At 49.1% G+C, this 23,642-nt stretch carries 26 protein-coding genes; 3 read left to right on the forward strand and 23 right to left on the reverse strand.

The window, feature by feature from the left end; translation table 11 throughout:
• Nucleotides 1-50: 50 nt before the first annotated feature.
• From MKY87_RS09655 to MKY87_RS09670, 4 genes are read right to left on the reverse strand one after another with little or no spacing between them, the layout of a single operon-like run.
• Nucleotides 51-1,067, reverse strand: a complete 1,017-nt coding sequence (locus MKY87_RS09655; protein ID WP_340964178.1) for a DUF4340 domain-containing protein — start codon at nucleotides 1,065-1,067, stop codon at nucleotides 51-53.
• Nucleotides 1,064-2,458, reverse strand: a complete 1,395-nt coding sequence (locus MKY87_RS09660) for a GldG family protein (protein ID WP_339789270.1) — start codon at nucleotides 2,456-2,458, stop codon at nucleotides 1,064-1,066. The genes MKY87_RS09655 and MKY87_RS09660 overlap by 4 nt, the downstream gene beginning before the upstream one ends.
• Before the next feature lie 4 nt (nucleotides 2,459-2,462).
• Nucleotides 2,463-3,179 (reverse strand): ABC transporter permease subunit, encoded by a 717-nt coding sequence (locus MKY87_RS09665; RefSeq protein ID WP_340964181.1) that lies wholly within the window; start codon nucleotides 3,177-3,179, stop codon nucleotides 2,463-2,465.
• Entirely contained in the window at nucleotides 3,176-4,309 is a 1,134-nt protein-coding gene (locus MKY87_RS09670; protein WP_340915417.1) for an ABC transporter ATP-binding protein, read from the reverse strand. The genes MKY87_RS09665 and MKY87_RS09670 overlap by 4 nt, the downstream gene beginning before the upstream one ends.
• A 236-nt stretch (nucleotides 4,310-4,545) precedes the next feature.
• On the opposite strand from MKY87_RS09670, the gene MKY87_RS09675 reads away from it, so the two are divergent.
• Entirely contained in the window at nucleotides 4,546-5,628 is a 1,083-nt protein-coding gene (locus MKY87_RS09675; protein WP_340913257.1) for a glycosyltransferase family 4 protein, read from the forward strand.
• 65 nt (nucleotides 5,629-5,693) lie between these two features.
• On the opposite strand, the gene MKY87_RS09680 is transcribed toward MKY87_RS09675, so the two are convergent.
• Nucleotides 5,694-7,223: a DHA2 family efflux MFS transporter permease subunit gene (locus MKY87_RS09680; protein WP_340964184.1), complete on the reverse strand. Its 1,530-nt coding sequence runs from the start codon at nucleotides 7,221-7,223 to the stop codon at nucleotides 5,694-5,696.
• A gap of 218 nt (nucleotides 7,224-7,441) precedes the next feature.
• Nucleotides 7,442-7,801, reverse strand: coding sequence for a hypothetical protein (locus MKY87_RS09685; RefSeq protein WP_340913252.1), 360 nt, complete (start codon nucleotides 7,799-7,801; stop codon nucleotides 7,442-7,444).
• Between the two features lie 186 nt (nucleotides 7,802-7,987).
• Here MKY87_RS09685 and MKY87_RS09690 point away from each other — a divergent pair, with 186 nt between their 5' ends.
• Both MKY87_RS09690 and MKY87_RS09695 read left to right on the forward strand, forming a co-directional pair.
• On the forward strand, nucleotides 7,988-9,226 hold the full coding sequence (locus MKY87_RS09690) for a glycosyltransferase family 4 protein (protein ID WP_340913250.1): 1,239 nt from the start codon (nucleotides 7,988-7,990) through the stop codon (nucleotides 9,224-9,226).
• On the forward strand, nucleotides 9,223-9,393 hold the full coding sequence (locus MKY87_RS09695; protein WP_340913248.1) for a hypothetical protein: 171 nt from the start codon (nucleotides 9,223-9,225) through the stop codon (nucleotides 9,391-9,393). Before MKY87_RS09690 ends, MKY87_RS09695 begins: the two co-directional genes overlap by 4 nt.
• Nucleotides 9,394-9,537: 144 nt before the next feature.
• On the opposite strand, the gene MKY87_RS09700 is transcribed toward MKY87_RS09695, so the two are convergent.
• The 17 genes from MKY87_RS09700 to MKY87_RS09780 all read right to left on the reverse strand — a co-directional run bounded on the left by MKY87_RS09700 (nucleotide 9,538) and on the right by MKY87_RS09780 (nucleotide 23,626).
• Entirely contained in the window at nucleotides 9,538-10,068 is a 531-nt protein-coding gene (locus MKY87_RS09700) for a GNAT family N-acetyltransferase (RefSeq protein ID WP_340964186.1), read from the reverse strand.
• A gap of 249 nt (nucleotides 10,069-10,317) precedes the next feature.
• A complete protein-coding gene (locus MKY87_RS09705) occupies nucleotides 10,318-11,034 on the reverse strand; it encodes a glycosyltransferase (RefSeq protein ID WP_338588417.1) in 717 nt (238 codons plus the stop codon).
• 96 nt (nucleotides 11,035-11,130) lie between these two features.
• Nucleotides 11,131-11,847, reverse strand: coding sequence for a glycosyltransferase (locus MKY87_RS09710; RefSeq protein WP_338588418.1), 717 nt, complete (start codon nucleotides 11,845-11,847; stop codon nucleotides 11,131-11,133).
• Nucleotides 11,844-12,785: an NAD-dependent epimerase/dehydratase family protein gene (locus tag MKY87_RS09715; protein WP_340964189.1), complete on the reverse strand. Its 942-nt coding sequence runs from the start codon at nucleotides 12,783-12,785 to the stop codon at nucleotides 11,844-11,846. The genes MKY87_RS09710 and MKY87_RS09715 overlap by 4 nt, the downstream gene beginning before the upstream one ends.
• Complete coding sequence (locus MKY87_RS09720) at nucleotides 12,767-13,594, reverse strand: dTDP-4-dehydrorhamnose reductase family protein (RefSeq protein ID WP_340964191.1); 828 nt, start codon at nucleotides 13,592-13,594, stop codon at nucleotides 12,767-12,769. Before MKY87_RS09720 ends, MKY87_RS09715 begins: the two co-directional genes overlap by 19 nt.
• A complete protein-coding gene (locus MKY87_RS09725; RefSeq protein WP_017692517.1) occupies nucleotides 13,591-14,577 on the reverse strand; it encodes a polysaccharide biosynthesis protein in 987 nt (328 codons plus the stop codon). Before MKY87_RS09725 ends, MKY87_RS09720 begins: the two co-directional genes overlap by 4 nt.
• Nucleotides 14,570-15,661: a non-hydrolyzing UDP-N-acetylglucosamine 2-epimerase gene (gene wecB / locus MKY87_RS09730; RefSeq protein ID WP_339789250.1), complete on the reverse strand. Its 1,092-nt coding sequence runs from the start codon at nucleotides 15,659-15,661 to the stop codon at nucleotides 14,570-14,572. The genes MKY87_RS09725 and wecB overlap by 8 nt, the downstream gene beginning before the upstream one ends.
• A 14-nt stretch (nucleotides 15,662-15,675) precedes the next feature.
• A complete protein-coding gene (locus MKY87_RS09735; RefSeq protein ID WP_340964193.1) occupies nucleotides 15,676-17,322 on the reverse strand; it encodes a glycosyltransferase family 4 protein in 1,647 nt (548 codons plus the stop codon).
• Nucleotides 17,323-17,367: 45 nt separating this feature from the next.
• On the reverse strand, nucleotides 17,368-18,507 hold the full coding sequence (locus tag MKY87_RS09740; RefSeq protein ID WP_339789246.1) for a CgeB family protein: 1,140 nt from the start codon (nucleotides 18,505-18,507) through the stop codon (nucleotides 17,368-17,370).
• A 60-nt stretch (nucleotides 18,508-18,567) separates the two neighbouring features.
• The gene (locus MKY87_RS09745) at nucleotides 18,568-19,662 is read right to left on the reverse strand and encodes a CgeB family protein (RefSeq protein WP_340964197.1); all 1,095 of its coding nucleotides are present in this window, start codon (nucleotides 19,660-19,662) and stop codon (nucleotides 18,568-18,570) included.
• A gap of 250 nt (nucleotides 19,663-19,912) precedes the next feature.
• A complete protein-coding gene (locus MKY87_RS09750) occupies nucleotides 19,913-20,254 on the reverse strand; it encodes a hypothetical protein (RefSeq protein WP_338588423.1) in 342 nt (113 codons plus the stop codon).
• 1 nt (nucleotide 20,255) lies between these two features.
• Complete coding sequence (locus MKY87_RS09755; protein ID WP_076211204.1) at nucleotides 20,256-20,555, reverse strand: hypothetical protein; 300 nt, start codon at nucleotides 20,553-20,555, stop codon at nucleotides 20,256-20,258.
• A complete protein-coding gene (locus MKY87_RS09760) occupies nucleotides 20,552-20,893 on the reverse strand; it encodes a hypothetical protein (RefSeq protein ID WP_017692510.1) in 342 nt (113 codons plus the stop codon). Before MKY87_RS09760 ends, MKY87_RS09755 begins: the two co-directional genes overlap by 4 nt.
• A gap of 23 nt (nucleotides 20,894-20,916) precedes the next feature.
• Nucleotides 20,917-21,204 carry a hypothetical protein gene (locus MKY87_RS09765; protein WP_017692509.1) on the reverse strand — a complete coding sequence of 96 codons (288 nt, stop codon included), beginning with the start codon at nucleotides 21,202-21,204 and terminating at the stop codon, nucleotides 20,917-20,919.
• 121 nt (nucleotides 21,205-21,325) lie between these two features.
• Complete coding sequence (locus MKY87_RS09770) at nucleotides 21,326-22,078, reverse strand: amino acid ABC transporter ATP-binding protein (RefSeq protein WP_017692508.1); 753 nt, start codon at nucleotides 22,076-22,078, stop codon at nucleotides 21,326-21,328.
• On the reverse strand, nucleotides 22,075-22,785 hold the full coding sequence (locus MKY87_RS09775) for an amino acid ABC transporter permease (RefSeq protein ID WP_074096309.1): 711 nt from the start codon (nucleotides 22,783-22,785) through the stop codon (nucleotides 22,075-22,077). Before MKY87_RS09775 ends, MKY87_RS09770 begins: the two co-directional genes overlap by 4 nt.
• Nucleotides 22,786-22,870: 85 nt before the next feature.
• Nucleotides 22,871-23,626 carry an amino acid ABC transporter permease gene (locus MKY87_RS09780; RefSeq protein WP_133387072.1) on the reverse strand — a complete coding sequence of 252 codons (756 nt, stop codon included), beginning with the start codon at nucleotides 23,624-23,626 and terminating at the stop codon, nucleotides 22,871-22,873.
• Nucleotides 23,627-23,642 lie beyond the last annotated feature (16 nt).

Here is a 23,642-nt window from a genome sequence, read left to right on the forward strand (position 1 = left end):
GAAATAATATTGCATCTTAACTCAATAATATCACTTATCTTCCGCCCCGCTCATTTCCCGTCTGTTGATGAGGATGTCGTTGCGTCATTTGCAGAACTCGATGACTCTTCCGACGAAGTTGTGGATGCTTTAATTGTATCCGGGAATTTCTCGGCTTCCGTTAGACTTGTCGCATCCATGCCATATGCCCATTGACCATCTGGCGTAATGACCCAGATCTGATCCGGGTCGGATGGCACTGTAAGTCCCCGATACACGTCTCTAACTTGTTGCCCATCAACCGTCTGTTCAACAGACAGAGTGAATCGTGGAACCGAATTCTTCAGCTCGGACGCTTTGCGCACATCATCTGCTGTCGACAGGTTTTTGATTTTGCCGATAAGAGATACGGCATCTGTGGCTTCAATCGTTTTTCCATTCACTGTCCAAGTCTGCTCTGCCGCATCGTTCTCCGATGTCGATGTTAACATCCAGGTAGCTGCTTCACCTTCCCACTCCAGAGACTCAACATTCGTCTCATCCATGTTGAAAGGTGTCGTGTCCAATAAATCACGACGAGACAAGGCTATATTGGTAATCGTCTCTGTCTGTACGGCAACTACGGGACCCTCATCTACGCGTACATACCGTGCATCATCTGCTGGAAGCTGTCCGCCAATAGCCAGTTTGATCTCCCGATTATCTTTGAGTTTGATATCCATACGTGTAGCATCTGTACCTAATCCGTACTTATCCGGATCCGTCGGCGATTCTTCCACCACCAGTTCCTGATTTGCACCACTCAGAGCATCCAGCCAGCTGCTTACACTGTAACCGTTCAGAGGATAGGCTTTTGGCTCAACCATCTGCCATACGCCATTTTCAAGCGACAAAGTCGAAGATCCTGCTGCACCGGATGTCTCCTCAGTAGTGTCATGTATTGTGATAGATTGAATATCCCCGGATTGAATACCGAGCAATTTGGCTTGTACCGCTTCTTCTTCTCGAAAATAATTTTGACTGGCCGCGTACACCCAGCCCACAATCAGTACGATGACCACCAGAATTGTTGGGACCCATTTTCTCATACCCGTCTACGCCTCCACCATAAGAGTACACCGATGATAACAAAGATAAGTGGGAACGCTACAATAGCCACGAAGAATATCGTTCTGGCTTGCTCGCCATTCAGGTATGCCGTCTCATACCCGGCTTGTACCCGTGGGCGAATCGTCAATCCATTTTCTTTCTCACTCAGATAGTTTACCGTATTCAAAATAAAGTCCCGATTGCCGCCATTCGCAATTTCCGAATCCTGCATGAAAATGGACGAGCCCAGAATAACCGCCTTCGGTTTGCCATCCGTCGTATCGGCTGCATACCCTAATTCAACGGGTCCCTGAATGTCCTCTTCGGCATCATTGGTTGTTTCATTCTGCAATAAGCCGCCGATATTTGTCTCCCCATAACTGTCATTCGAAGAATGAATTAACGGTGAAAGGGTATATTTATCCTGTTCTTTGCTGGTCAGCGCAATCGACAACGACAACATCGGATACAATTGGCTTGCAGCAAGTTTGTCCGTAATTGCATGTGTACCATACTCCGGCACCACCCAGAGTGGCCCCATCGTACTGGCTTGCTGGTTATCCACCATGACCGCATGCTCGTCAACGACGCCATAGTCAGCCATCAGGGCATCGATGTTTTTCCAACTGGATTTCATATCTTCCACAAATCCGAGGGATAATAACAGCTTGCCTCCATTACTCAGATAGGTGCGAATGGCCTTCATTTCTGCATCACTGAGATCACGTTGTGGACCTATAATGGCAAGCACATCTGCATCTTCCGGAACCTTACCGGCCTGATTCAACTGCAACTCTTCCGTCTGCACATTATTTTGTTCCAAGGAGGATTTCAGCGTAGTCATCTGAGCGAGACTCAGCTCTTCATGTCCGGTCAAAAAGACCATTTTATGCATCTCGGTGGATGACATATTCATGAGCGCCTGTGTCAGCTTTTCCTCACCTGTAAATTGATATGATCCGTCACTGCCGTCACCTGTCGCAGTGAACAAACTGGCGATATCAATCACTTTGTGTTGATCTCCCTGCTCCAGCACAATGGAGCTGCCTGTTATGCCGTATTTGGATGCAAGCGCAGGTTCTTGCGTCAGATTATACTGTTTTAGCTTCAACTTGCTATTGCGTTTCGTGTATTCCTCGACCATATCCGTGACCTCACGGTTCAGGACGGTGTTGTTGGCATTTTCGACGGTTAACACCAGAATGTTGACGTCATCCTTTACGTCTTTGATCGCAGTTAGGGACTGGTCAGATAACGTGTATTGTTTGTTGGAGGTCAGATCCAGCTGGAAGCCGCCAAGTGAATTCAGGAACAGTGTTAGCAAAATAAAGATGCCAATCACCGCTACGGACAGCACGGTACTGTTGGTATGACTTAACCATTTTTTCATCTTCTCACCTCCACCGCTTCCGTTCCACAATTTGAATGCTTAACAGCAGAAACACACCTGAAAGTGTGACATAGTACAATATATCCGGTCCACTAAGTACACCTTTCATGAAGCTGTCGAACCGGTTGGTCAGAGCAAATGGGTCCAGCCACTGTTGCAAAGCAGATCCCGCATTGCCTGCGAATGAATCAAGCATCCACAAAACGAGCAAAATAATAAAACCCGCCACCGCAGACACCATCTGATGCTGGGATAATGTAGAAGCGAACAATCCAATCGCCATCATGCTTCCGCCCAGGAAAAATAACCCCAGCGCAGACATCCATACTGTCGTCATATCCAATGTCCCATAGAACGACATGATGAATGGATACACCAGACTACACAGGATGAGCACGACCAGAATGGCCAGAGAAGCAAGATATTTGCCAAAAATAATTTCTGTTACCCGTGCCGGAGAAGTCAGCAACAACTCATCCGTTCCCTGTCTAAATTCCTCTGCAACCAGTCGCATCGTTAACAATGGCACGACAAACAGCAGCATGGACAACGTATCGCCCAACACGAGACGATAATCGACAATACTCGGCTGGTAATATACAAAGCTTGAATAGAACAGCAGACTGGTCATCAGTACATATACGGCAAAAGCAAAATAGGACGTCGGAGACAGAAAATAAGCTTGTAGCTCTTTATTGCATACCGCCATCATTCGTCTCATTTGGAATCCTCCCCTTTGTGAGCTTGGGGCGAAGTATCGGCTGCTGTACTCACTGATGTTCCCGATATACTCGACGAGTCGATGTCCGAAGTTACGTCCTGATCCATCTCTGCCCCAACAACCTTATCCACATCTGCCGAATTTGCCTCTGTGTCTGTGGGCTCGGTTGTGGTCAGCTTCAGGAAGATTTGCTCCAGACTCAGGTTCTCTTTCTTCATCTCCAGGATCGGTAATCCTGCACCAGACAAAAGGTAGAACAGCTCCTCCCGGAAATCTTCCGAGTTTTCTCCAGTAAGCAGCATTTTAACCGTATTCGCTGAATCTGAATTAAGTGAAATATCTTTGGTGTGATTTGCATCCGATGCTTGAATGACTTCACTCCGCACCTTCTCCCATGGGGTCAGCACATTATGTAATTGCTCCGCAGTGGCCTTCACTTCAATCGACACCTTGAACTGATCCCCCATTGCTGATCCGAATTGCTGAGGTGAACCATCCAGCACGAGCTGTCCCTGATTGATGATCAACATTCGATTACAGAGCGTACTCACTTCAGGCAAAATATGCGTACTGAGCAGCACCGTATGGTTCTCTCCCAGTTCCCGAATCAGATCTCTGATCTCGATAATCTGATTTGGATCAAGGCCCGATGTTGGCTCATCCAGAACCAGCAGATCCGGTTTATGAATAATGGCTCCTGCCAGCCCAAGGCGTTGTTTGTATCCTTTGGATAACCCACGTACCATTTGCCTTTCCCGACCCTGAAGTCCCAATCTACTAACCATCTCACTGACACGCAGCTTAACCTCACGTGCCGGGACATCTCGCAAATTGGCTACGAATTTAAGATAGGACTGCACCGTCATATCCGGATACAGTGGCGGAGTTTCAGGCAGATACCCAATCTTGGAACGAACACGCTGACCCTGCTCATGCACCGATACCCCATCCACCATAATGGTACCCGCGGTTGGATGCAGATAGCCCGTAATCATACGCATCGTTGTTGTTTTTCCGGCACCATTTGGCCCGAGAAAGCCAACAATCTCACCACGTTCCATGGTGAAATCCAGTTGATGTACGCCGCGTTGCCCTTCGTAAACTTTGCTGACCTGTTTCACTTCGAGCACATCATTCATCCTTTCCCGTTAAAATACCCGTGCACCATCGTTCAGGTTAGATGATAGACACGGGAAGTTCCTTGTATCTTACGTGAGCTATCCTAGCCTCAGCTTAATGACACTTAAAAGACAGCTTAAAAATATTTGTCCAAAATGTGAACATTCTGACCAACACCCACACCCTGCGCTTAAAGCCAACGTAACATAGAGTACAGGAGAATGTGCTCCTGACCAAAAGTCAGAGGGTGAATCGTGTGAAAGTATTATTCACGTTTTATGTTCCGAGCGGTGGCGTGGATACGTTAAATCGACTGCGCACCGCTGTTCTGAAACGCCACGGCATTGAAGCGCACCTATTGTATCTCAACACAGGCTCGGGATTGCAGAACAACAGTGATACGCCCATTTTCACCGCGTCCAGTGACGAGGATATTCATCATATCATTCATACTCATCATTATGATGCCATCATTGCCACTTCAGACATCGCTATGCCCGGCCGCTTGAGAGGACTTGGTTATACCGGACGAATTATTTTTGAAGCGCAGGGACTCGGAACACGCGATCAAGCTCTGGAAACGATACAGATGGGTGTCCCTTACCTTCAAGCCCATTGCGATGCTGCCGTTATACCTCCCACAGACCATCTGCTGGATATGTTCATCCATATCTGTCCTTGGCTTCATCGGTTTGTTATTCCCAATATGCTGGATACGAACACCTTCGCACCCATTTTGGTGGATACCCCACCCTATCCGGTGCTGGCTTGGGTAGGACGACTTGAACACAACAAAAACTGGCGTGAATATTTAATCATCTCAAGTGAAATCGTCAAAAAAAATCCAAAAGCCAGACTATGGTTATTCCACGATCCAACTTTGGCTAATCCAGAAGATGAGGTCATGTTCCGGCACATGCTGGTAGAATACGGACTTGAGGATCGGATTGGCATCTTCATCAATGTTCCACATTCTCAGATGCCTGCATACTATTCCATGATTGCCGAATCAGGGGGGATCATGTTATCCACTTCATTGCTTGAAGGATTCGGCTATGCCGTCGCTGAAGCCATCAGTTGTGGCTGCCCGGTGCTCAGCACGGATTCGGATGGTGTACGTTCATTTATCACACATAATAAGACTGGTAAGTTTTATCCGATTGGAAATGTAAAGGCAGCTGTAGCCGAAGCAAGGGAGCTCATGGATAACAAGAAACTGCGTGACTATATTCGCATTCAGGGCAGACAGCATATGAGCTTGTCTTTTTCACCCGATCGATATGCCATTTCTTTCCGTGAAATGATGACAGCACTGCGAATTTTCCATTGAATATAGCAAAAAGGCAGTTCAGCAAAATTTTCTCTGAACTGCCTTAGTATGGTTTTTAAGAAATCTTAGTGTCCCATCATCATCGCGGGATCAGGCTTGTCGCCATTTTGAAGTTCTTCTTCCGGCATCGGTTTAGGTTTGCGCAGAATCAGACTGAGCAAACATCCGAACAATGCAATACAAGCGGCCAGGAAGAACGTATCATTGAAACCAGCCACCAAACCATGAACGATAGCGGTCGGCTCCGTACTCGTTGTATTGTCTGCGATTCTTGAAGTAAGGAAGCCTGTAAGCCCTGCAACCGCAAAGGACACGACCACTTGCTGTGCAGCGGCCGTGAGCGGTGTCACCCGTCCAACCAACTTACGCGGTGCAGCATTTAATACATGCGTATTGAGTGGCATCATGGACAAGCCCATACCCAGACCCATCATAACCAGAGCCGTTATAATCAGGCCAAGACCTGTCTCCGCAGTGATGGAGGATAGAATAAACAATGCTCCCGAGATAATACCCAGACCCACAAAGGCCAGAGGTCTAGCACCGATTTTATCAAACAATCGACCACCAAGCGGCATACCCACTCCGGAAGCCAATGCCTGTGGCAGCAGAATCAATCCAGTTTCCAGTGCAGTGTATCCTTTGATCTGTTGCAAGTAGAGCGGGATCAGGATCATCGCACCGAACAGTGCCACTTGAGACACCCATGCGAGTACAATCCCCCGTGAGAAATCAGATGATTTGAATACCCGGAGTTCGAGCAATGGATTTTGATGACGAAGTTCTACAATAATGAATAAGATGAGCGCCACACCACCTACAATTACACCAGTCAGCGTTGTTGTAGATGTCCAGCTCGTTCCACCCTCACTCACACCGTAGGCCAGCATCGAGAACGCAATTGGCGCCAGAATCATGCCGAGCAGATCCAGTGCAGGTGTGCGTCCACGATCTGTATCAGGCAAAAACTTGATACATAGAATGAAAGCTGCAATACCAATGGGCAAGTTAATCAGGAAGATCCAGTGCCAGCTCAGTGATTCAATAAACCACCCGGACAACACCGGACCCAATGCAGGGGCAAGCAGCATCGGAATTCCCAGCATCCCCATGATGGAACCTCTTCGCTCAGGAGGAGCCAGACGAAAGACCATTGCCATACCAATAGGGGCAACCATGCCTCCACCAAGGCCCTGAATAACACGGTAAATGATTAATTGCTCAGGTGATTGGGCAATCGAGCATAACACAGAACCCAAGGTGAACATGGCAATCGTGAACAGAAATACTCTTTTGGCACCAAAACGGTCCGTTAACCAGCCTGCCAGTGGAATAACTGCAGACAAAGCCAGAGTGTAACCCGTAACCGTCCATTGGATGGTCTTCAGGTCGGTCTCGAAATATTGAACCAGATTCGGAATGGCCACGTTCACCACCGTGCTGTCCAGTATAACCATGATCATACCGACGATAATTGCCAGGAGTGGCAGTATAATCGTTTTGATTGAAAACTCTGCGGGCTCCTGGGATACTGCTGTTTGTTCTTTCACGTTCTCCACACTCTTTTCCAGCCAGGAGATCGCAGGCTTACCCATGCGTCTCACTCAGCCTATATTGACGACTAATTTCAAACTATCGTTTTAAATCGTCGTTTTAAACTTTCGTTTAATACTGATCTAATTCTAATGAAAATACCTTTGCTGTCAAGCTATTTTTTTAGGCATTTCTACTATGGATACACCACAAAAAAATGGAACAGGCACCTTCCCTGCTCCATACGTTGGTTATTCATGACTATTCAATGATGTCCATATCAATCTGCAAGCTTCATCATCTGATATTCTGACAGTATGCCCAATGTCTGACCGTGAATACTTCTGCAATATATTCGAATAACCAAATGATTCGGTGAAGAACTGTTGCTGATGACCCTCAGTTCATAAGGCTCGGGTGACACATCCAGATTATGAATGACCTGATTACCGCCCGCTCCCCCCGAATATGCCGTTAGGTGAAAAAGGTGTCGGTACAGTTCTCCGTGCATACTGGCTCCACCAACAAATACATCCGTCCCTTCCTCGCCGCCCACATAGGCCAACTCCACATCCATGTACTTGACGGGAACAACTGTCTGTAACAGATTCTCATGAATCTCAAGTAAATATACCGCCACTGTAGATCCCTCCTTCGGAGCACATGAACCTTCCTGTACATAGGATATGCTTCCTCTCGTCCATTGCCATTTGCATTCACCCATTTTCGACCAATTACACGGAAATGCCCGACCTTCCGGTCCTCTTTTTTCATAGAATAAAAGGATAGAAGCTCGGCCGGTGCAGGCCGTGACAAGGAGGTCGCTATGAAAGTTCTGCTCGTTACGTATTGGGAGCTTACACATATGGGAGGCATATGGACATATGTTAAACAATTGGCCGACAGGTTAATCGCACTTGGTGTAGAGGTTGATATCATGGGCACAAATGGTGCCAATAACGAAGTATATGTTCGTAATCTGAACCGTGCTTTCTCCAAGGATAAGGTATGGCCCATGCTGCAAGCCAAACTCAATCCGACTGATTTGCCACAATTCACTGCCGATCCTCTTCTCGCTTATTATGAACTGAATAGATATGCCTTCGAGATGGCGGCCGCTTATCTGGGGGTGGACCACTATGATGTTATTCATGCGCAAGATCCGGTAGCTGCCGTAGCCATAAAACGCATCTTGAACCGCAATATCCCACTGGTTACAAGCTATCATGGCGCTCTTGCACGCGAAGCCTTTTACGATGCTCAAAATTCCAACCCACAGCTTACTCTCCCTTCATATTTGCAATCCAAGCGTGGACGTTATTTCCTCTCATTGGAAGAACGAAGTGCAGCACAGTCCGAGCTCATTCTCGTGTCAAGCCACTGGATCAAGAGTACGCTTACAGAGCTTGCCGTTCCTGAATCAAAGTTCAGACAGATTCCCTATGCTGTAGATCTGCCAGCCTACCGTGCCTCAGCAGCTGTGAAGTTCCGCCAGCGACCACCTGCTGGCAAGAAAGTCATTGCCTTTACCGGACGACTTGAATACATCAAGGGCGTTCATGTGTTAATCAAGGCCTTAGCCAGTCTGAAAAGTAAACGTTCCGATTGGGTCTGCTGGATCGCAGGAGAAGGCAATCTAACCGATGAATTGCGGTCACAGGCCGCTTCAACGGGTATTGGAGCCGATGTTGTGTTCTGGGGCAAGCTGGACAATATTCCTTCCTTCCTGCGCCATGCAGACATCTATGTCCAACCCAGCCTGCAGGACACCCAGCCGTTCTCCGTTACCGAAGCGCAACTGGCGGGTGTACCTGTTATCGTCAGTGGTACAGCCGGCATGCCTGAGATGGTTGAACCTGGACGTACGGGATGGGTTGTTCCTCCGCAGGATGTCGACTCGCTTCGTGAACTGTTGGATGCACTACTTGAGGATAATGTTACCCGGAGAACAGTGGGTGCATCGGCGAAAGCCTGGGCTGAACAACACCGTTCACTGGAAGTGATGGGATTTCGTACATTTCAAGTCTACCAAGAAGCCATTTACAGAGGAGGACATACGGTATGACGTTACTTGTACCAAGTGATCTATACAATCGCTGGTTTTCGACTCCTGTTTCCACACCTCACATCGACGTGGATTACGCTGTAATGAACGAATTGATACAGAAGCTGCCTAAAGGATATGTATTTCCCGATCCTGCATCGATGGTGATCATGAATTCAAAAGATTGAGTCGTCCAATGATATGCCGTCTTTATATAACATACCGAAATATCAAACAAGGGGTGTCCCATCTGTCATATGAATGACTGAGGACACCCCTTGAATGCTTCAAATGTGTTCTAACGGACCGAGAACACGCTATTACAGATCTTATTAATCTGTCGCCAACTTGGAATACATATTCAGATCACTGAACGTTTCGCCTGCCCTCTCATATGCTCTGAGGGTGCCTTCATATGTGAAATTGAGCTTTTGTAATAGCTTGATAGAATTCACATTAACGGGGTCCACCTTTGCTTCTATTCGATTCAGCTTCATAGTCGAGAAGGCGTGAGCTAACAAAGAAGAAATCGCTTCCGTAGCATATCCTTTCCCCCAGTGTGATCTGGCAATGTCATACCCGATTTCTGCTTTAAGATTGTCAAAATCCAGTGAATTATAACCACAGGAACCTATGATTTCGTTGGACTCTTGCGCAAGGATAGAGAACCGAATGGCCTTGTTTTCCTGAGCAAGATCATTCAGAAGATTAATCATGGCTATGGCTTGATTTTCATCCGTAAAATGACTGATATTCATAAATCTAGTTACATCCGGATCAGACCAAATTTTAAACAAGCTGGCTGAATCCGATACGTCCATTTTTCGCAAATATAACCGTTCTGTGTGTAACTCTGTAATCAATACTCTTACCTCCATTAGTTTATTAATAGTTGGGTTTAAGATATTGATATCTGCGCATAGTCCAGTCCCTTCCGTGTATGAATCATTTCATTATACAAAGACTTCAGCAATCGATCACCCTTTCTGTCCACGAAATCTGTCCATAAAGCAAAAAAGAGCTTCCACTTATAACACTTAAAAAGTGCTTCATAAGGGTGCTCTCCTGTCCATTTAACACCTATTCCATTCAGCCATCGTTGCCAAATCCATCTATTTCCAGTACCCGCCAACCTGAAGCAAGTTAAACAGAATAGGCCGATGCTTCTCTTGAACTTTTTCCATCTCGGCAACCAGTGCCTTGAAATGACGTTTGGTTCCCATCGACTCATGCAATCGGTAACACATCAGAGGTTCATTGTAGTAGAACAGCTCATACATTGGAAACAGCCTCATCCACATCTCATAGTCATGGGTGTAGCGAAAATCAGTGTCGAACAGTCCGAACCGCTCAAATGCTTCCATCTCTAACATGACAGTACAGCCGTTAATCGGACAACCTTCCAGCAGTACTTGCAACATCTCCAGACGACTGCCCACTTCCGGATGCACCGTATCCAACCATTCACTCTTCTCATTCACATAATGGTAGGCACCATGGCAGAATGAAGCCTTGACCTCTCGCATGAACTTCAGTTGTTTCTCCACCCGATCCAGCAGCATCACATCATCTGAGCTGAGCCAGACAAAGTAATCCCCTGTTGCATGTTTGATGCCCTCATTCAATGCTGTCGCGGTTCCACCGTTTTCTTTGTGAATATAGCGGATGGAATCCATGAATGGCTGTAGCCGCTCCACGTGCTCGGTTGACCCATCATCCACTACGATGACCTCGATATGCGGATACGTCTGGTGAATGGCACTGTGAACAGCCTGCTCGATATAAGCACAATTGTAAAAAGGAATGACGATCGATACTTTTGGCTCCATTCGGGCCTTCCCCTCCTCTTACTGTCTTAGGTAAAATGCTGCGCAAAGAGGGCGTTAATCAGCCATCTTTTGGCTTTCTTAACTGCCCTCCCTACGCTACCCGCCAAGCGTCGCTATTCGCTGCAACAGCGGTTCCCGATATCTGGACCATACCATGGATGCCTCTCTGCCGATGACATCCGCATGACGTACCGATCCCATTCCACCATGCCACCGATAGGCAGTAAGTGGTTCATTCAGGTATGGGAACCGATGACCGTTCAGTAAAATACGCATCCAGAGATCCAGATCATGGGTGTAGGGAAGAAGTTCATTGAACAGCCCCACTCCGCTAAAGAGATCCTTGCGGATCATGACCGTGCAGCCATTCACCGGATTGCCGTTAACAAACCGTCGTAGTAAATCCATATCCGACATCGGTTCAGGTCCACCATGCATTCTGGTAACTGCCGAATGCTCGTTGATATAGTGAAAGTTGGTATGTGAGACGAGCACATTCTCACGCTGCATAAACTCCAGCTGATAACGAATTTTATCAGGGTACAGATAATCATCCGAACTGAGCCAGGCTACATAATCACCAGAGGCATGGCGGATGCCATGATTAAGTGCCGAAGCCGTCCCGCCATTGCTTTTGCCAAGCACATTAATATAAGGAAGATAGGGTTGAAGCAACTCTGCATGCCGGGTTGAACCGTCATTCACAACAACGATTTCCACATCGGGATACGTCTGGTTCAGCGCACTCTGAATCGCCTGAGGCACATAAGGGCAGTTGTAGAATGGAATGACAATGGATACTCTCGGATTCAACTTGTCGTCCTCCCTTGCTGGACACGAACATCACTCAGGATATCCTGAAGCGATGAGGCAAATGGAATCATCGGCTGCCAGCCAAGCTTGCGCAGCAGTGATAATTCCTCCTGTTTTCCCGAACCATCCGGACCAGAAGATGCCCCATCCCAGCGAACAGGGACTTCCGCTTCTGTCATGGACAACAGCAGATCTGCAATTTCACCAAGACTGCGCTCGACTCCAGACACCACCGGGTAAACTGTACCGCTGGACCCGTGTACCAGGAGGGTTGCATACGCTCTTACGGCATCCCGCACATCCAGAAAGTCACGGGTATTGTCCCGTCCGGACAGACGGAATGCCTCGGTTTTGCCCGCTTGCTCACAGGCAACAACATGGCGTGCAAGCAGTGAACAGATGCCTGTGGAAGGACCCGCACCAATCAGATTGCCTGGCTCTGCCAACATGATCTGTTGTCCGAAGAGCGACATCCACGACAAGGACACCATCTCTTCCAGCGCTTTACTGAGGCTGTATGGATGCGGGGGCTGAGGAATCCGGCCAGGTTCCGGCGTATATTTTAACCTCGATCCTACAATAACGGTTCGTGCTGTCGGACAACTGCGAAGCGCATCCAGCAAATACAGCACGGCCATCACATTGGTCTCCAGGACCAGTAGCGGATCAGACCACGAATCAGGCACTGAATTTTTGCCAGCGAGATGCAGCACATAGTCGGGCTGCACCTCGCCGATCAGATGACGTACTTGCTGTTTATCGTTCAGATCACAGACATGGACCTGAGTACCTTTACTAAATGAATACACATCCGGCCTCCGGACTACCGCCGCAACCACTGCACCCGCTTCCCGAAAATAAGATACGGCATGTCGCCCGGTAAAACCGGAGGCGCCTGTAATCAGTACGTTCTTGCCTCTCAGCTCTGCTCCATCCATAATGCCAACTCCTTCAGCATTGTAGAATAATCCGGCAGGTCTGTCTTCACATCCTCGCGAGTGGACACCAGCGTACGGTCCTGCACTACACTGTCATCACGCACAATCGTCACATCCTGCTTATCCCAGGTCTGCTTGAACAATACAAGCAGGTCATGCTTGTTGACAGGTGCCGGATGAGCTAAGTGGATCAGACCACTAACCGATGAGGCCAGGTAATGGTCTACCCATTTGGCCAACTCAAGTGTGGTCACACCGTTCCAGAATACGCGGGTATACCCGCCGACTTCACCTGTGCTGGACATAAACCATTGCATCAAACCAATGCCGCCCTGCCGAATCTCGGGTCCAATGATGGACGTACGGATCGTCAGATGACCTTCATCCTGGACTTCGCCAAGTGCTTTGGTGATGGCGTAAGCTGAAGTCCCATCCGTAACATCATCTTCCCGGTATGCTCCCCGTTCTCCGCTGAACACACAGTCCGTGCTGATATGAATTAAGCGTGCACCAATCGTATCTGCAACCCGCCGCAGACGATGTGGCAGGAAACCGTTAATATGATATGCAGTAATTTTGTCCTCATCTGCGAAGTTGTTCAACACACCTACAGCATTAATAATCACATCCGGGTGCACAGCTTCTACCAATCGATCAACCATGAAGCTGTCGTTCACATCCAGGAGCAGACCATTGGGGTCCGTTACATCCCGAGATGTGTAGAAGACGCTGTGTACACCTTGACGGCGGAAATAGTCGACCAAAATATGGCCGGCCATTCCGTTTCCACCAAGTATCAGCAGTTTCATGACAAGAATCCTCCGCGTTTCAGAATTTCACGAATCTCCTCTTTGGTCATGAGTTGGTGTTCAGAACTGAAACTGTTAAAGGAGACCGGGGGACAATTGGTATAATGTTCACGCAGACCCGGTATACCCAGGGTAGGAAGAATAACCAGGTACTGCTCATCGTAGACAACGGTGGTCATGCTCTCGAATTCACTCATCAATATTTCATGGATTTTCTCCCCTGGACGAATGCCACGTTCCACAATGCTCACATTCTCCACACCGGAATCCTCAATCAGCACCTCCGCAAGATCAACGATTTTGCAGGTAGGCATCGTCATGACAAAGATCTCTCCGCCGACACTTTCCACCGAAGCTTTGAACAGCAAGGTAATTGCATCCTTCAGCGTAAGAAAGAATCGAGTCATACTCATATCCGTGATGGAGACCTGCCCTTTCTGGCGGATCTGATTCTTGAACAGATGTACCACACTGCCGTTTGTTCCCAGTACATTCCCACCCCGTACCGTAACAAACTTGGTATCGCTGTGTAACAAGTTTGCATATACAATTAATTTCTCGCCGATCGCTTTTGTCATGCCATAGAAGTTGGACGGATTGGCAGCCTTGTCAGTCGAGATATAGATTACTTTTTCCACCTTGTTCTCAATAGCCGCCTCAATTACGTTCTGTGTACCAATCACATTGGTTTTGAGTGCTTCGTACGGTTGGTCTTCACACACCGGAACATGCTTGAGCGCAGCCAGATGAAATACATAGTCCACATGCTGGCAAGCCGCCGTCAGGGCATCCTTGTCACGAATATCTCCAATCCGGAAATGAAGACGCGGGTCTTCAAATTCACGACTCATAGCCACTTGGCTAGACTCGTTCCGGGAATATACAATAATTTCTTTGGGCTGCTGGGGCAGTAGTTGAGCCACAAGTTCATAACCCCATGATCCCGTACCGCCAGTCACGAGTATACGCTTATTTTCAAACATGCATTTTCCCTCCAAGCAGAAATTTAACCACTTTACTGGATACATCTGTGGCTTTGTAACCTTGCGGGCAATCCCAATCGGCAGGCATCTTTGTCATGACTTTCACGCAATCAGCGATGCGCGCGGCATCCAGACCGGAGACGACATTGCTACCGCAATCGACCGTTTCCGGCCGCTCGGTAGTTCGACGCATCGTTACGGTCGGCACGCCCATAATGCAACACTCCTCCTGTACGGTACCGCTATCCGTAAGTGCACAGCGTGCATGACGTTCAAGCATTACAAAGTCGAAGAATCCAAACGGCTCGTGAAACTCCACCAGCGGGTTCATCTCCAGATGCAGATGCTCCGCAATCCGGATCGCGGTACGCGGATGAATACTGCAGATCACACGTAACCCGTGTTCCTCTGCGACCTGGTTCAGCCCTTTCATAATCTCCAGCAAATGAGGGGCATGATCCACATTCTCGGCTCGATGGGCAGTAACCAGGAAGTATTGCCCGGACTTCAGCTTGAGCTTCTTCAGTATTTTGCTGGAACTTACTTGCGCGTCGTAGTGCTGCATGACTTCATAGATGGGATTGCCCGTTAGCACGATGCGCCTGCTTGGTACCCCTTCGCTGACCAAATGTTTCTTGCTCTGTTCCGTGTAAGGCATATTAACGGTAGAGATGGCATCAATAACCTTACGATTTTTCTCTTCAGGCACATCCAGGTCGAAGCAACGATTGCCTGCTTCCATATGAATAACAGGAACACCCATGCGCTCAGCCAATATTGCACATAATGCGCTATTGGTATCGCCAAGCAGCAGCAATTTATCGGGCTTCTCCTGCAATATCAGATCTTCCATCTGCGTAAACATCGAGGACAGCTGTCGTCCCAGAGTGGCCGCTTCATCCTGAAGAACGTAATCCGGTGCGCGCAGGCCCATTTCCTTGAAAAAGAGACCGCTGAGACTTTCCGTGAAGTTCTGTCCCGTGTGCACCAGAATATGTTTGGACGCGTACTGGTCCAGCTTGGAGATGATCAGGCTGAGCCGTATGATCTCAGGTCTCGTACCCAGCACCGTCATGATCTTCATCGTAATCCCTGCCTTCATCTTGTATTGGAACCCTTGCGCCCTGCACGGCTACGTCCCGCCTTGGCAGATTTGCGTCTGCGACTAGCCGATTTCCCCATATGTGGACGCGGTCCCTTCGTTGTACGGCTTCTCCCCTTACGTCTGCCAGTTCCGGAAGCACGTTTCAGCCCCTCACGGTCTCGGCGAGAATGAGGTGCAAGTGGTTTGCGACGACGTTTCCGCGTTTTGCCCCTCTGTTGAATCGGCTTTGCAGCTGTGCCAGTACCTGAGGCAACAGGAGCATCGTGACCCAATGCGATTGGAGGTAATGAGGAATGTGGCAACGCCTGTATGACGGTCAGTGGGAATAACAGTGCCCGAACCGTAGTCGGCTCCAGAACCAGTACAGTGCGCAGTCCTCCCTCCCCATGGGTATACACAGGTCCATTCGGAGGTTGGATATAAGCAAACCATCCGGGAAAACGCAATAACCACTGTGTCACCATCGTATGCAGTTTCGTTCGGTAGGTTTCAACGCCGTAGAGCCTTTCCGCTTCTGTCCGATTGCGCCACCCCGTATTGGAGGCCAGCTCTGCATCATTCAGCAAGGTTGTTGCCAAGGTGACAAGTGCTTCGGCATCACCCGGCGGGGCCAAAAATGCATCACTGCCTACGGATTCCATTAATTCCTTCAGTCCACCCTGAGCAAAAGCGATGACCGGTTTGGCAAAATAGAGACCCTCCAGTGCGGTCATGCCAAATCCTTCTTTGACCATGCTTGGGATGACCAGGATATCCATCGCGGTATACGCCAGAGATACGTTCTCTTCAAATGTGGTGAAGGTAAACCGGCGTGAATACCCGGATTTTTTCACCCGTGATACACACTCGTCGTAATACTTTTTATCCGATGCTGCCCCGATGATCCAGAAGCGACAGCGCGAATGCGTTTCACAGATCCTCAAGGCCATATCCACAAAAGGTTTCAACCCTTTGGCATCATATATAAATGAAGAAATATAACCGATACAGGTCTGCGATGATTTGAAACCGAGCTCCTTACGCTTGCGTTCGCGCAGATGAACCCAGCGGTCCGGTGCAGGTAGCGCGGGTTCCCAAGTTGGGGATATGATGGTCACTTTGTCACCCATGCCAGCTTCTTGGAATGGGGCTACCGCTGTCTCGGATATGCCGATAATCCAATCCGCGTAACGGCCAATCATCTGGATCGCCTCGGTTGTATGTTCATTCGCATGAATGATCTCGGTAATCTTCCAGATAATCGGAATCTGAAGGGACTTTGCCGCTACAGCCGGCATCACATTAACGCAGGTGTTCGTTAACACTATATCGGGAGCAGTCTCCCGTATTAGGGAGACTGCTTCCTGATACGCTGGTGTATGGCGAAGATGCTCCGCATCATCTGCAATGCCCTGGTAAGGTGTGTACACACCGTGAAGCATCGGCAGAGTGCATATTTTGACCTGAATGCCGAATCTTCGCGCAAGCCCCGCAAGCTTCCCCTCCTGAGGGGCTACGAGCACACATTCAAAGATCGTACCGATCTCTCTCATAAAATGAAGCAGCAACTTCTCGGCGCCTGTAATGCTGCGAGTATTGCACACATGTGAAAATAACATCATCTTTGGTTTCGTTGCCATGGCCGCACGGACCCTGTACACGGTTATCCGATACAGGGTACTGTGCACACCTCCTCCCGGCCAGAATTAAGGGAATATAATGGTTAACATTTCATTAATTCTTTTGCCATACGTGTGGTCTTTCAGTGTACGTTCTAGTCCACGAAGTGCTATCTCACGGCGTTCTTTTTCATGAGTAAGATAATATTCCACTTTGTCGAGTAACTCCTGCGGCGAGGAATATGTCTCAATCTCCACACCAGGTTTGTAGAAACGCGCAATGTCATCCCGGGCGTCGGTCAGCTGTAGCGTCGTGGACGCGGCAATTTCAAACGTTCTCGGGTTCGGTGAGGCTGGCGGGATTTTGAGGTGATTATTATTGACGGAATCATCTTCGTGGGATCGATGCAGGTTGATGACAATTTTGGTGCCATTGTACACATCATTGGTCTCCGGCGGACTCATCCAGCGACCGAGCTCAATCTTCTCACCATAGGCAGTGTAGTCAGGCAGGCGATCCCACCAGATTCCGTTAAATACCGTATTGTGTGACATCAACTGAGGCATGATCGGATTGAAGAAGTATACCCGGTTCCAGTAGGCAGAACCGATAAAGCTGACATCCCGTTTTAACGGGGAAGGAGTTGTAATCGGAAAGTAATGATTAGTGAATGCGGCAAAAGGGAGGTAGTGAACGGACGCGCAGCCGATTTGTCGATATAGATCGATACAGTTCAGTTCCAACGTGAAGACATGGTCAAAATGTGTCACAATTTCCAGCGTCATATCTGTATAGTACGGATCGTCCGTGAGCCAGATCGCCGTCTGAATGCCCGCTTGGCGAATCGCATCGATATGTTCAATGGGGATATCCATTCCATCCAGCACAAGCACAAGATCAGGACGCGTCTGCAGCGCAATCTCAGAAACCGGTTGACGCGGATCAGAGAGGGTTACTTGAGCTACCATACCCTGTAGCGTAGCCATAATGGCCTCATCCAACGGGGAGTAAGGGAAGCCTTTACCCGAGGATACATACAGCACGTGAAGCTGTCGGAAAGGCAACGGTTCCTGTGCACAATTCACAATATAGTTGGCGCGCCCGCGCAGATATCCTTCTTCCTTACCTGCGTCATATCCGGCATGTTGCCCATTTTTGCGTGCTTGATCAGCCAGGCTCAGTACGGGTGCATGAACCTTTTTGGTTTTACGGTGTTTGAGAGACATACCGCCACTCCTTTATTTTTTGGGATAAGGTTCTCGTTGGTGCTGCACTTCAGATGGGAATTACAAATGTTCCAGTAACTGACCGATGCGACGAGTGAATGTGTGCTGGTTCATCGTGGTGAGAAGTCCCCGCCACGCCATCGCCTGTCGTTCTTCTTCATGCTTCAGATAATAGTGAATCTTGCGCTGAAGTTCTGCTGCGTTGGTGAACGTCTCGATGTCATATCCCGGCTTATAATAGCGGGGTAAATCTGCACGTGCATCCGTAATCTGCATTGTGCCGCAGGCGCTGATCTCATACGTGCGTGGATTAATCGAGTGACCTTCAAGATGATGTGTGTTGCGATTGTCTTCCCCATTCTCGCAAGTCCGGTGAATGTTAATGACAATCTTGGCACCATTGTAATAATCCACTGTCTCTCCAGGAGCAATCCATCCTTCGTGGATGAAACGGCCTAGTACATCAAAGCGTGCCAACCGATTCCACTGGCTACCCGCAATGAATACCTTTTTGTCCGCCAGAAAAGGGGCCAGCTCGTCGAACAAAGCAATCCGGTTCCAAAATCCGGTACCGATAAAACAAATGTCGTGTTGATGCTGCGGTGCCACGCGCCGCGGTTGAAACATGCCTGGATTCACCGCGAGTGGCATATAGATAACCTGGTTCGCTCCATGTGCCAGATAGAAGGGCACCGCGGCCTCTTCATGCGTGAACACGACATCATAGTGCTGGCAAAGGGACGTTGTATCTTCGGTGAAATACGGATCATCCACAAACCACACGGCAGTTCGGATACCGAGTGCACGTATGCCATTCACCTGCTCCACATGATCTGCGGGAAATACATGCAGACCATTCATGACGAGCACAACATCGGGCCGATGCTGACTGGCTTCCTGCAACATCGCTGCTGGCGATCCAACAACGCATTCACGTACAGATTGCTGCAGAGCCAAGGTGACACCTTCATCGATGGCATCGAATCCTTGCGGGATATATAACACTTTCATGTCCCGCAGGGTCGGTTCAAACATCTGCACCCGCTCCATCATGGCTTGACAGCCGCCAAATCTGCGGCCTTCTGCATATCCGCCGCGGTAAGCCGTTTCCGCTTCGGTCAGCGGACGGTGCCTTCGTTTTGCCACATTCTTCACCCTGTCTTCCTTCAGGAGATCTCACTTCCAGACTCTCCACGAGATTGGTCTTCCCTCTAAAGGATATGCCTCGGGGTCAGATGCATCATGGACGGGTGTCCTGCAAGGCGCAAAATTGGCGCTTGCCCTCCACATCCGCCTGTACGGGCATGTCCGCTTTTGCGGCGATGCAAATAACCCGGAGGGATCTGTCCCCCGGGCTAACTGTATACAGGTATCATTCCATGCAGGAATAATCCTATCTACTCGGTTACTGTGCTTTGTACGCCAGCTGATGTCCGTCCTCGAATCCCTTGGCGAAACCCGCGTTGAATCCCTCGTTGTACGCCTCGTTGTATCCCTGGCTGTACGCACCGTCCGGGTTCGGATCGGTAGGGGTAGCCGGGGCGACTGGTTGTACGGGCTTTGGACTCCGGTGCCGCCGTACCGCACGTTTCTTTTTTTTGAGCCACGCACTGCGTCCTTTAAGTGGGCGTTTGTGAAGAACACGTTTGGCTCTGAGCGCACGCAGCTTGCGAATTTTGCGCAGACGGGCTCCACGGATTAACAAAGCTCTTTTGGTTCTCAGTCGTATTTTCTTCTTCTTTAACATGTCAACATTCCTCCTGTATGTCCCGAACGATACGAATTGCACACCCGGGGTCTTTGAGCCACGGCAAGCCAGGCTCCCCATGCTGGATTCGGGCCAGCCTGATTCCCGTAACCATACGAGACATTTCTTCCTGATAGCGACTCAGCAAACGAATGTTCTCGGCCAGACTGCGGGCGGATACTTCCGAATGAGCGGTTACACTGGCTACACTGTCCAGAATGCGTGCCAGCGCCTGCTGACTGTGTGCGATGGATTCAATGAGCGCCAGTTTAGCTTCCTGCTCACGCCGCATCAGACTCATTTTCCCATGTCTCCCAGATCCATGCCGCCAAACATGCCACCGTCCATACCGCCGCCATCTTCGCTATCGTTCTGCACCATCACCGCTTTGAGATTGTTGCACAGTCCGGTCTCCATCCGGGTTAATCCTTCCAGCAATTCCACCAGCTGATCATGCATTTTGAGCGGCTCGCCTACCTGATCCCCATGCGTCAGAAAGGTATCACCATTCAAATGATTCAACGTCCAGTTCCGTACCTTCTCGGCCTCAATCGCTTTTGCCTCCAGGATCAGGGCAATATTCCACTGCATTTTGGCTGCTGCGTCCAGCATCAGAATGAGGCTCTGTTCTCTACTCATTTTCCTTCACCCGCCTTCCGGGCTTATTCTTCCTCTTGAACCGCGATCTCCCGCATGACTTGAGTCAGCGTCTCGGCAACAGCCTCTTCCAGATCTGCAAGGCCCCCCAAGTAAGAGATAATGCTTTTGTTGATTTGCCCAGAGCTATCCAGCAGACCGTCAACGCCATCCAACTCCGGTTCGATATCTGGCAAATGATTGATGATTTCAGACATGCGTACAGCGACTTGGCGTTTGGCATCCAGCACACGTGCGATCTGCTGGTGAGAGTGTGCAATATGTGTGATGATTTCATCGATTTTGCTCTGCATGGTCCTCCTCCTTACCGTCACGGCCTGCTTCACCCATAGAAAAACCCGGCCTATCAGCATTTGCCTGTTACAGCATATGCCGGGCCGGGATCGTCAGTTACTACAGCTTGCGCCTATATCGTCAGATGACATAACTCCAGTCGGAAGAATATCGACTGAGGAATTGGCGAGTACGTTCCTGCTTGGGACGCACAAATACCTCTTCCGGGGTTCCTTCCTCCACAACGGAACCTCCATCCATGAAAACAACCCGATTTGCCACCTCACGGGCAAACCCCATTTCATGGGTGACTACAATCATGGTAATCCCCTCTTGAGCAATGGAGCGGATGACAGACAATACCTCACCTACAAGCTCAGGGTCCAGCGCCGAGGTCGGTTCATCAAACAAAATCACTTCGGGATTCAGTGCCAGTGCTCTGGCGATGCCCACCCGTTGCTGTTGTCCACCTGACAACATACTTGGATACTCATTGATTTTGGCAGACAGTCCGACTTGTTCAAGCACACGCAAGGCACGCGTGCGGGCATCGGCTTTGGACATTTTCTGGGCAATAATTAATCCCTCGGTGACGTTATCCAGCACGGTCTTGTGTTTGAACAGATTATAATGCTGGAACACCATCGCTGTTTTGCGTCTCAACTGCACAATGTCATGTTTGCGTGCATGCTTGCAATCGACGGTCAATCCACTGATCTGAACTTCGCCCTCATCGGCACGTTCCAGAAAATTGACGCAACGCAGCAGCGTTGTTTTACCTGATCCGCTCGGTCCAAGGATCGCTACGACATCGCCCTGTTCCACGGTTAGATCAATGCCCTTCAATACTTCCTGCTTGCCGAATGTCTTGTGTATGTTCGTTAGTGTAATCATGACACGCCTCCTTTGCTGTACACGGCAACCCGACGCTCAAGCAGAGCAGTGATCCGCTCGGCAATGATGGTCAGCCCCCAATAGATGAACGCTGCGGCGATAAAGGCCTCCAGAAACTTCAGACTTACGGATGCCACCACATCCGCTTTACCGAGTATGTCCATCTGAGACACGGTAAAAGCGAGTGTTGATCCATGCAGGAATCCAACAAACATACTGCACAGGTTAGGCAATACAGCCCCGATCGCTTGAGGTATAATGATGCGCCTTAAAGCCTGGAATGTGCTCATGCCTACAGCGTGAGCCGCCTCCATCTGGCCGATATCCACAGCAAGAATGCCTGAACGGATAATCTCGGACATATAAGCGCCCGCAGTGAGCGAGAAAGCAATCAGTACAAATACGAGAATTGGAATCGACGAGGATTGGAAAGCCCAACCGTAACGTTCCGACAGCTTATCGATAATCATCGGAATGCCGTAATAGATGAGGAATAGATGCATCAGCATCGGTGTTCCACGCAGGAACGAAACGTAGAAGTCAGCAATGCGGTGAATCCACCGCACGCGATAAATACGGATCAAAGCTGTAGCCAGACCGATTCCGAAGCCTGCAATCAACGGAACAATCGTAATGACGAGTGTCAGTGGCAATGCCTTCAGGATTTGAAAAAAAGAGGTATAGATAAACTGGAGATCAATCGACATATGCTCACCCCGCTATTCGTTTCAGTGAGAGTTCAAAAAGTCTGGTTTTCAGTACCAAGAAGATGCCGCCAGGCATGATTCGTAATCAAAAGCGGACTTTTTGAACAACCTCTTTCAGGCGTTTGGCTCGAATTGCCGGTTTGCGTACAACTCTCTTGCGTTCATGACGCTGGAGTCTGCGTTCTGCAAAGGCGAATCCTTTTTCAAGCACAATAACAATGACATAATAGACCACAGACAGACTGATATACACTTCAAGTGCATGCGATGTAGCCGAAATTAACGTCTGCCCTCTGCCCACCATATCCATGACACCAATGGAGAAAGCCAGAGACGTATCCTTCAATGAACCGATTAACGTATTTGCCATATTCGGAAAAGCAACAATCAGTGCCTGCGGAACAACAATCCGCCGAAAAGACTGGAATGTGGTCATACCCGCAGCATAGGCTGCTTCCGTCTGACCTTTATCCACACTGCGCACCGCTCCGCGAAAGATCTCGGCAAAGGATGCCGCGTCACTAAGCGCATAGGTCACAATGACAAATAACAACGGGTCGGTTCTCGACAGGTCGATGCCAATGGGTTTGAGCAACTCGGGAAGTCCGTAATACACCAGGAACAATTTGATCAGGATCGGTGTGCCCCGCATGAATGAGACGTACAGGGTAGCCAACTGGCTTAGTACCGGAATCCGATACAGCCGGGGAACGGCCAGAAGCACGCCGCCCACCAGTCCGAGCACGATGGAACCACCCAGCACAATCAGTGTTATATGCAAATATCGTAGCAGTTCCGGGATGAAATCCAGAACCAATGACAGATCAAATGATTTTCCCATTACCGCTGCACACCTT

It is taken from the genome of Paenibacillus sp. FSL R7-0198 (assembly GCF_038000415.1).
GTDB lineage: Bacteria > Bacillota > Bacilli > Paenibacillales > Paenibacillaceae > Paenibacillus.

What these genes read in the sequence shown, in the direction of transcription:
- MKY87_RS09655 (WP_340964178.1), bottom strand. Translation starts at nt 1,067, where the DNA reads ATGAGAAAATGGGTCCCAACAATTCTGGTGGTCATCGTACTGATTGTG.
- MKY87_RS09660 (WP_339789270.1), bottom strand. Translation starts at nt 2,458, where the DNA reads ATGAAAAAATGGTTAAGTCATACCAACAGTACCGTGCTGTCCGTAGCG.
- MKY87_RS09665 (WP_340964181.1), bottom strand. Translation starts at nt 3,179, where the DNA reads ATGAGACGAATGATGGCGGTATGCAATAAAGAGCTACAAGCTTATTTT.
- MKY87_RS09680 (WP_340964184.1), bottom strand. Translation starts at nt 7,223, where the DNA reads ATGGGTAAGCCTGCGATCTCCTGGCTGGAAAAGAGTGTGGAGAACGTG.
- MKY87_RS09690 (WP_340913250.1), top strand. Translation starts at nt 7,988, where the DNA reads ATGAAAGTTCTGCTCGTTACGTATTGGGAGCTTACACATATGGGAGGC.
- MKY87_RS09695 (WP_340913248.1), top strand. Translation starts at nt 9,223, where the DNA reads ATGACGTTACTTGTACCAAGTGATCTATACAATCGCTGGTTTTCGACT.
- MKY87_RS09705 (WP_338588417.1), bottom strand. Translation starts at nt 11,034, where the DNA reads ATGGAGCCAAAAGTATCGATCGTCATTCCTTTTTACAATTGTGCTTAT.
- MKY87_RS09715 (WP_340964189.1), bottom strand. Translation starts at nt 12,785, where the DNA reads ATGGATGGAGCAGAGCTGAGAGGCAAGAACGTACTGATTACAGGCGCC.
- MKY87_RS09720 (WP_340964191.1), bottom strand. Translation starts at nt 13,594, where the DNA reads ATGAAACTGCTGATACTTGGTGGAAACGGAATGGCCGGCCATATTTTG.
- MKY87_RS09725 (WP_017692517.1), bottom strand. Translation starts at nt 14,577, where the DNA reads ATGTTTGAAAATAAGCGTATACTCGTGACTGGCGGTACGGGATCATGG.
- wecB (WP_339789250.1), bottom strand. Translation starts at nt 15,661, where the DNA reads ATGAAGATCATGACGGTGCTGGGTACGAGACCTGAGATCATACGGCTC.
- MKY87_RS09740 (WP_339789246.1), bottom strand. Translation starts at nt 18,507, where the DNA reads ATGTCTCTCAAACACCGTAAAACCAAAAAGGTTCATGCACCCGTACTG.
- MKY87_RS09750 (WP_338588423.1), bottom strand. Translation starts at nt 20,254, where the DNA reads ATGTTAAAGAAGAAGAAAATACGACTGAGAACCAAAAGAGCTTTGTTA.
- MKY87_RS09755 (WP_076211204.1), bottom strand. Translation starts at nt 20,555, where the DNA reads ATGAGTCTGATGCGGCGTGAGCAGGAAGCTAAACTGGCGCTCATTGAA.
- MKY87_RS09760 (WP_017692510.1), bottom strand. Translation starts at nt 20,893, where the DNA reads ATGAGTAGAGAACAGAGCCTCATTCTGATGCTGGACGCAGCAGCCAAA.
- MKY87_RS09765 (WP_017692509.1), bottom strand. Translation starts at nt 21,204, where the DNA reads ATGCAGAGCAAAATCGATGAAATCATCACACATATTGCACACTCTCAC.
- MKY87_RS09770 (WP_017692508.1), bottom strand. Translation starts at nt 22,078, where the DNA reads ATGATTACACTAACGAACATACACAAGACATTCGGCAAGCAGGAAGTA.
- MKY87_RS09775 (WP_074096309.1), bottom strand. Translation starts at nt 22,785, where the DNA reads ATGTCGATTGATCTCCAGTTTATCTATACCTCTTTTTTTCAAATCCTG.
- MKY87_RS09780 (WP_133387072.1), bottom strand. Translation starts at nt 23,626, where the DNA reads ATGGGAAAATCATTTGATCTGTCATTGGTTCTGGATTTCATCCCGGAA.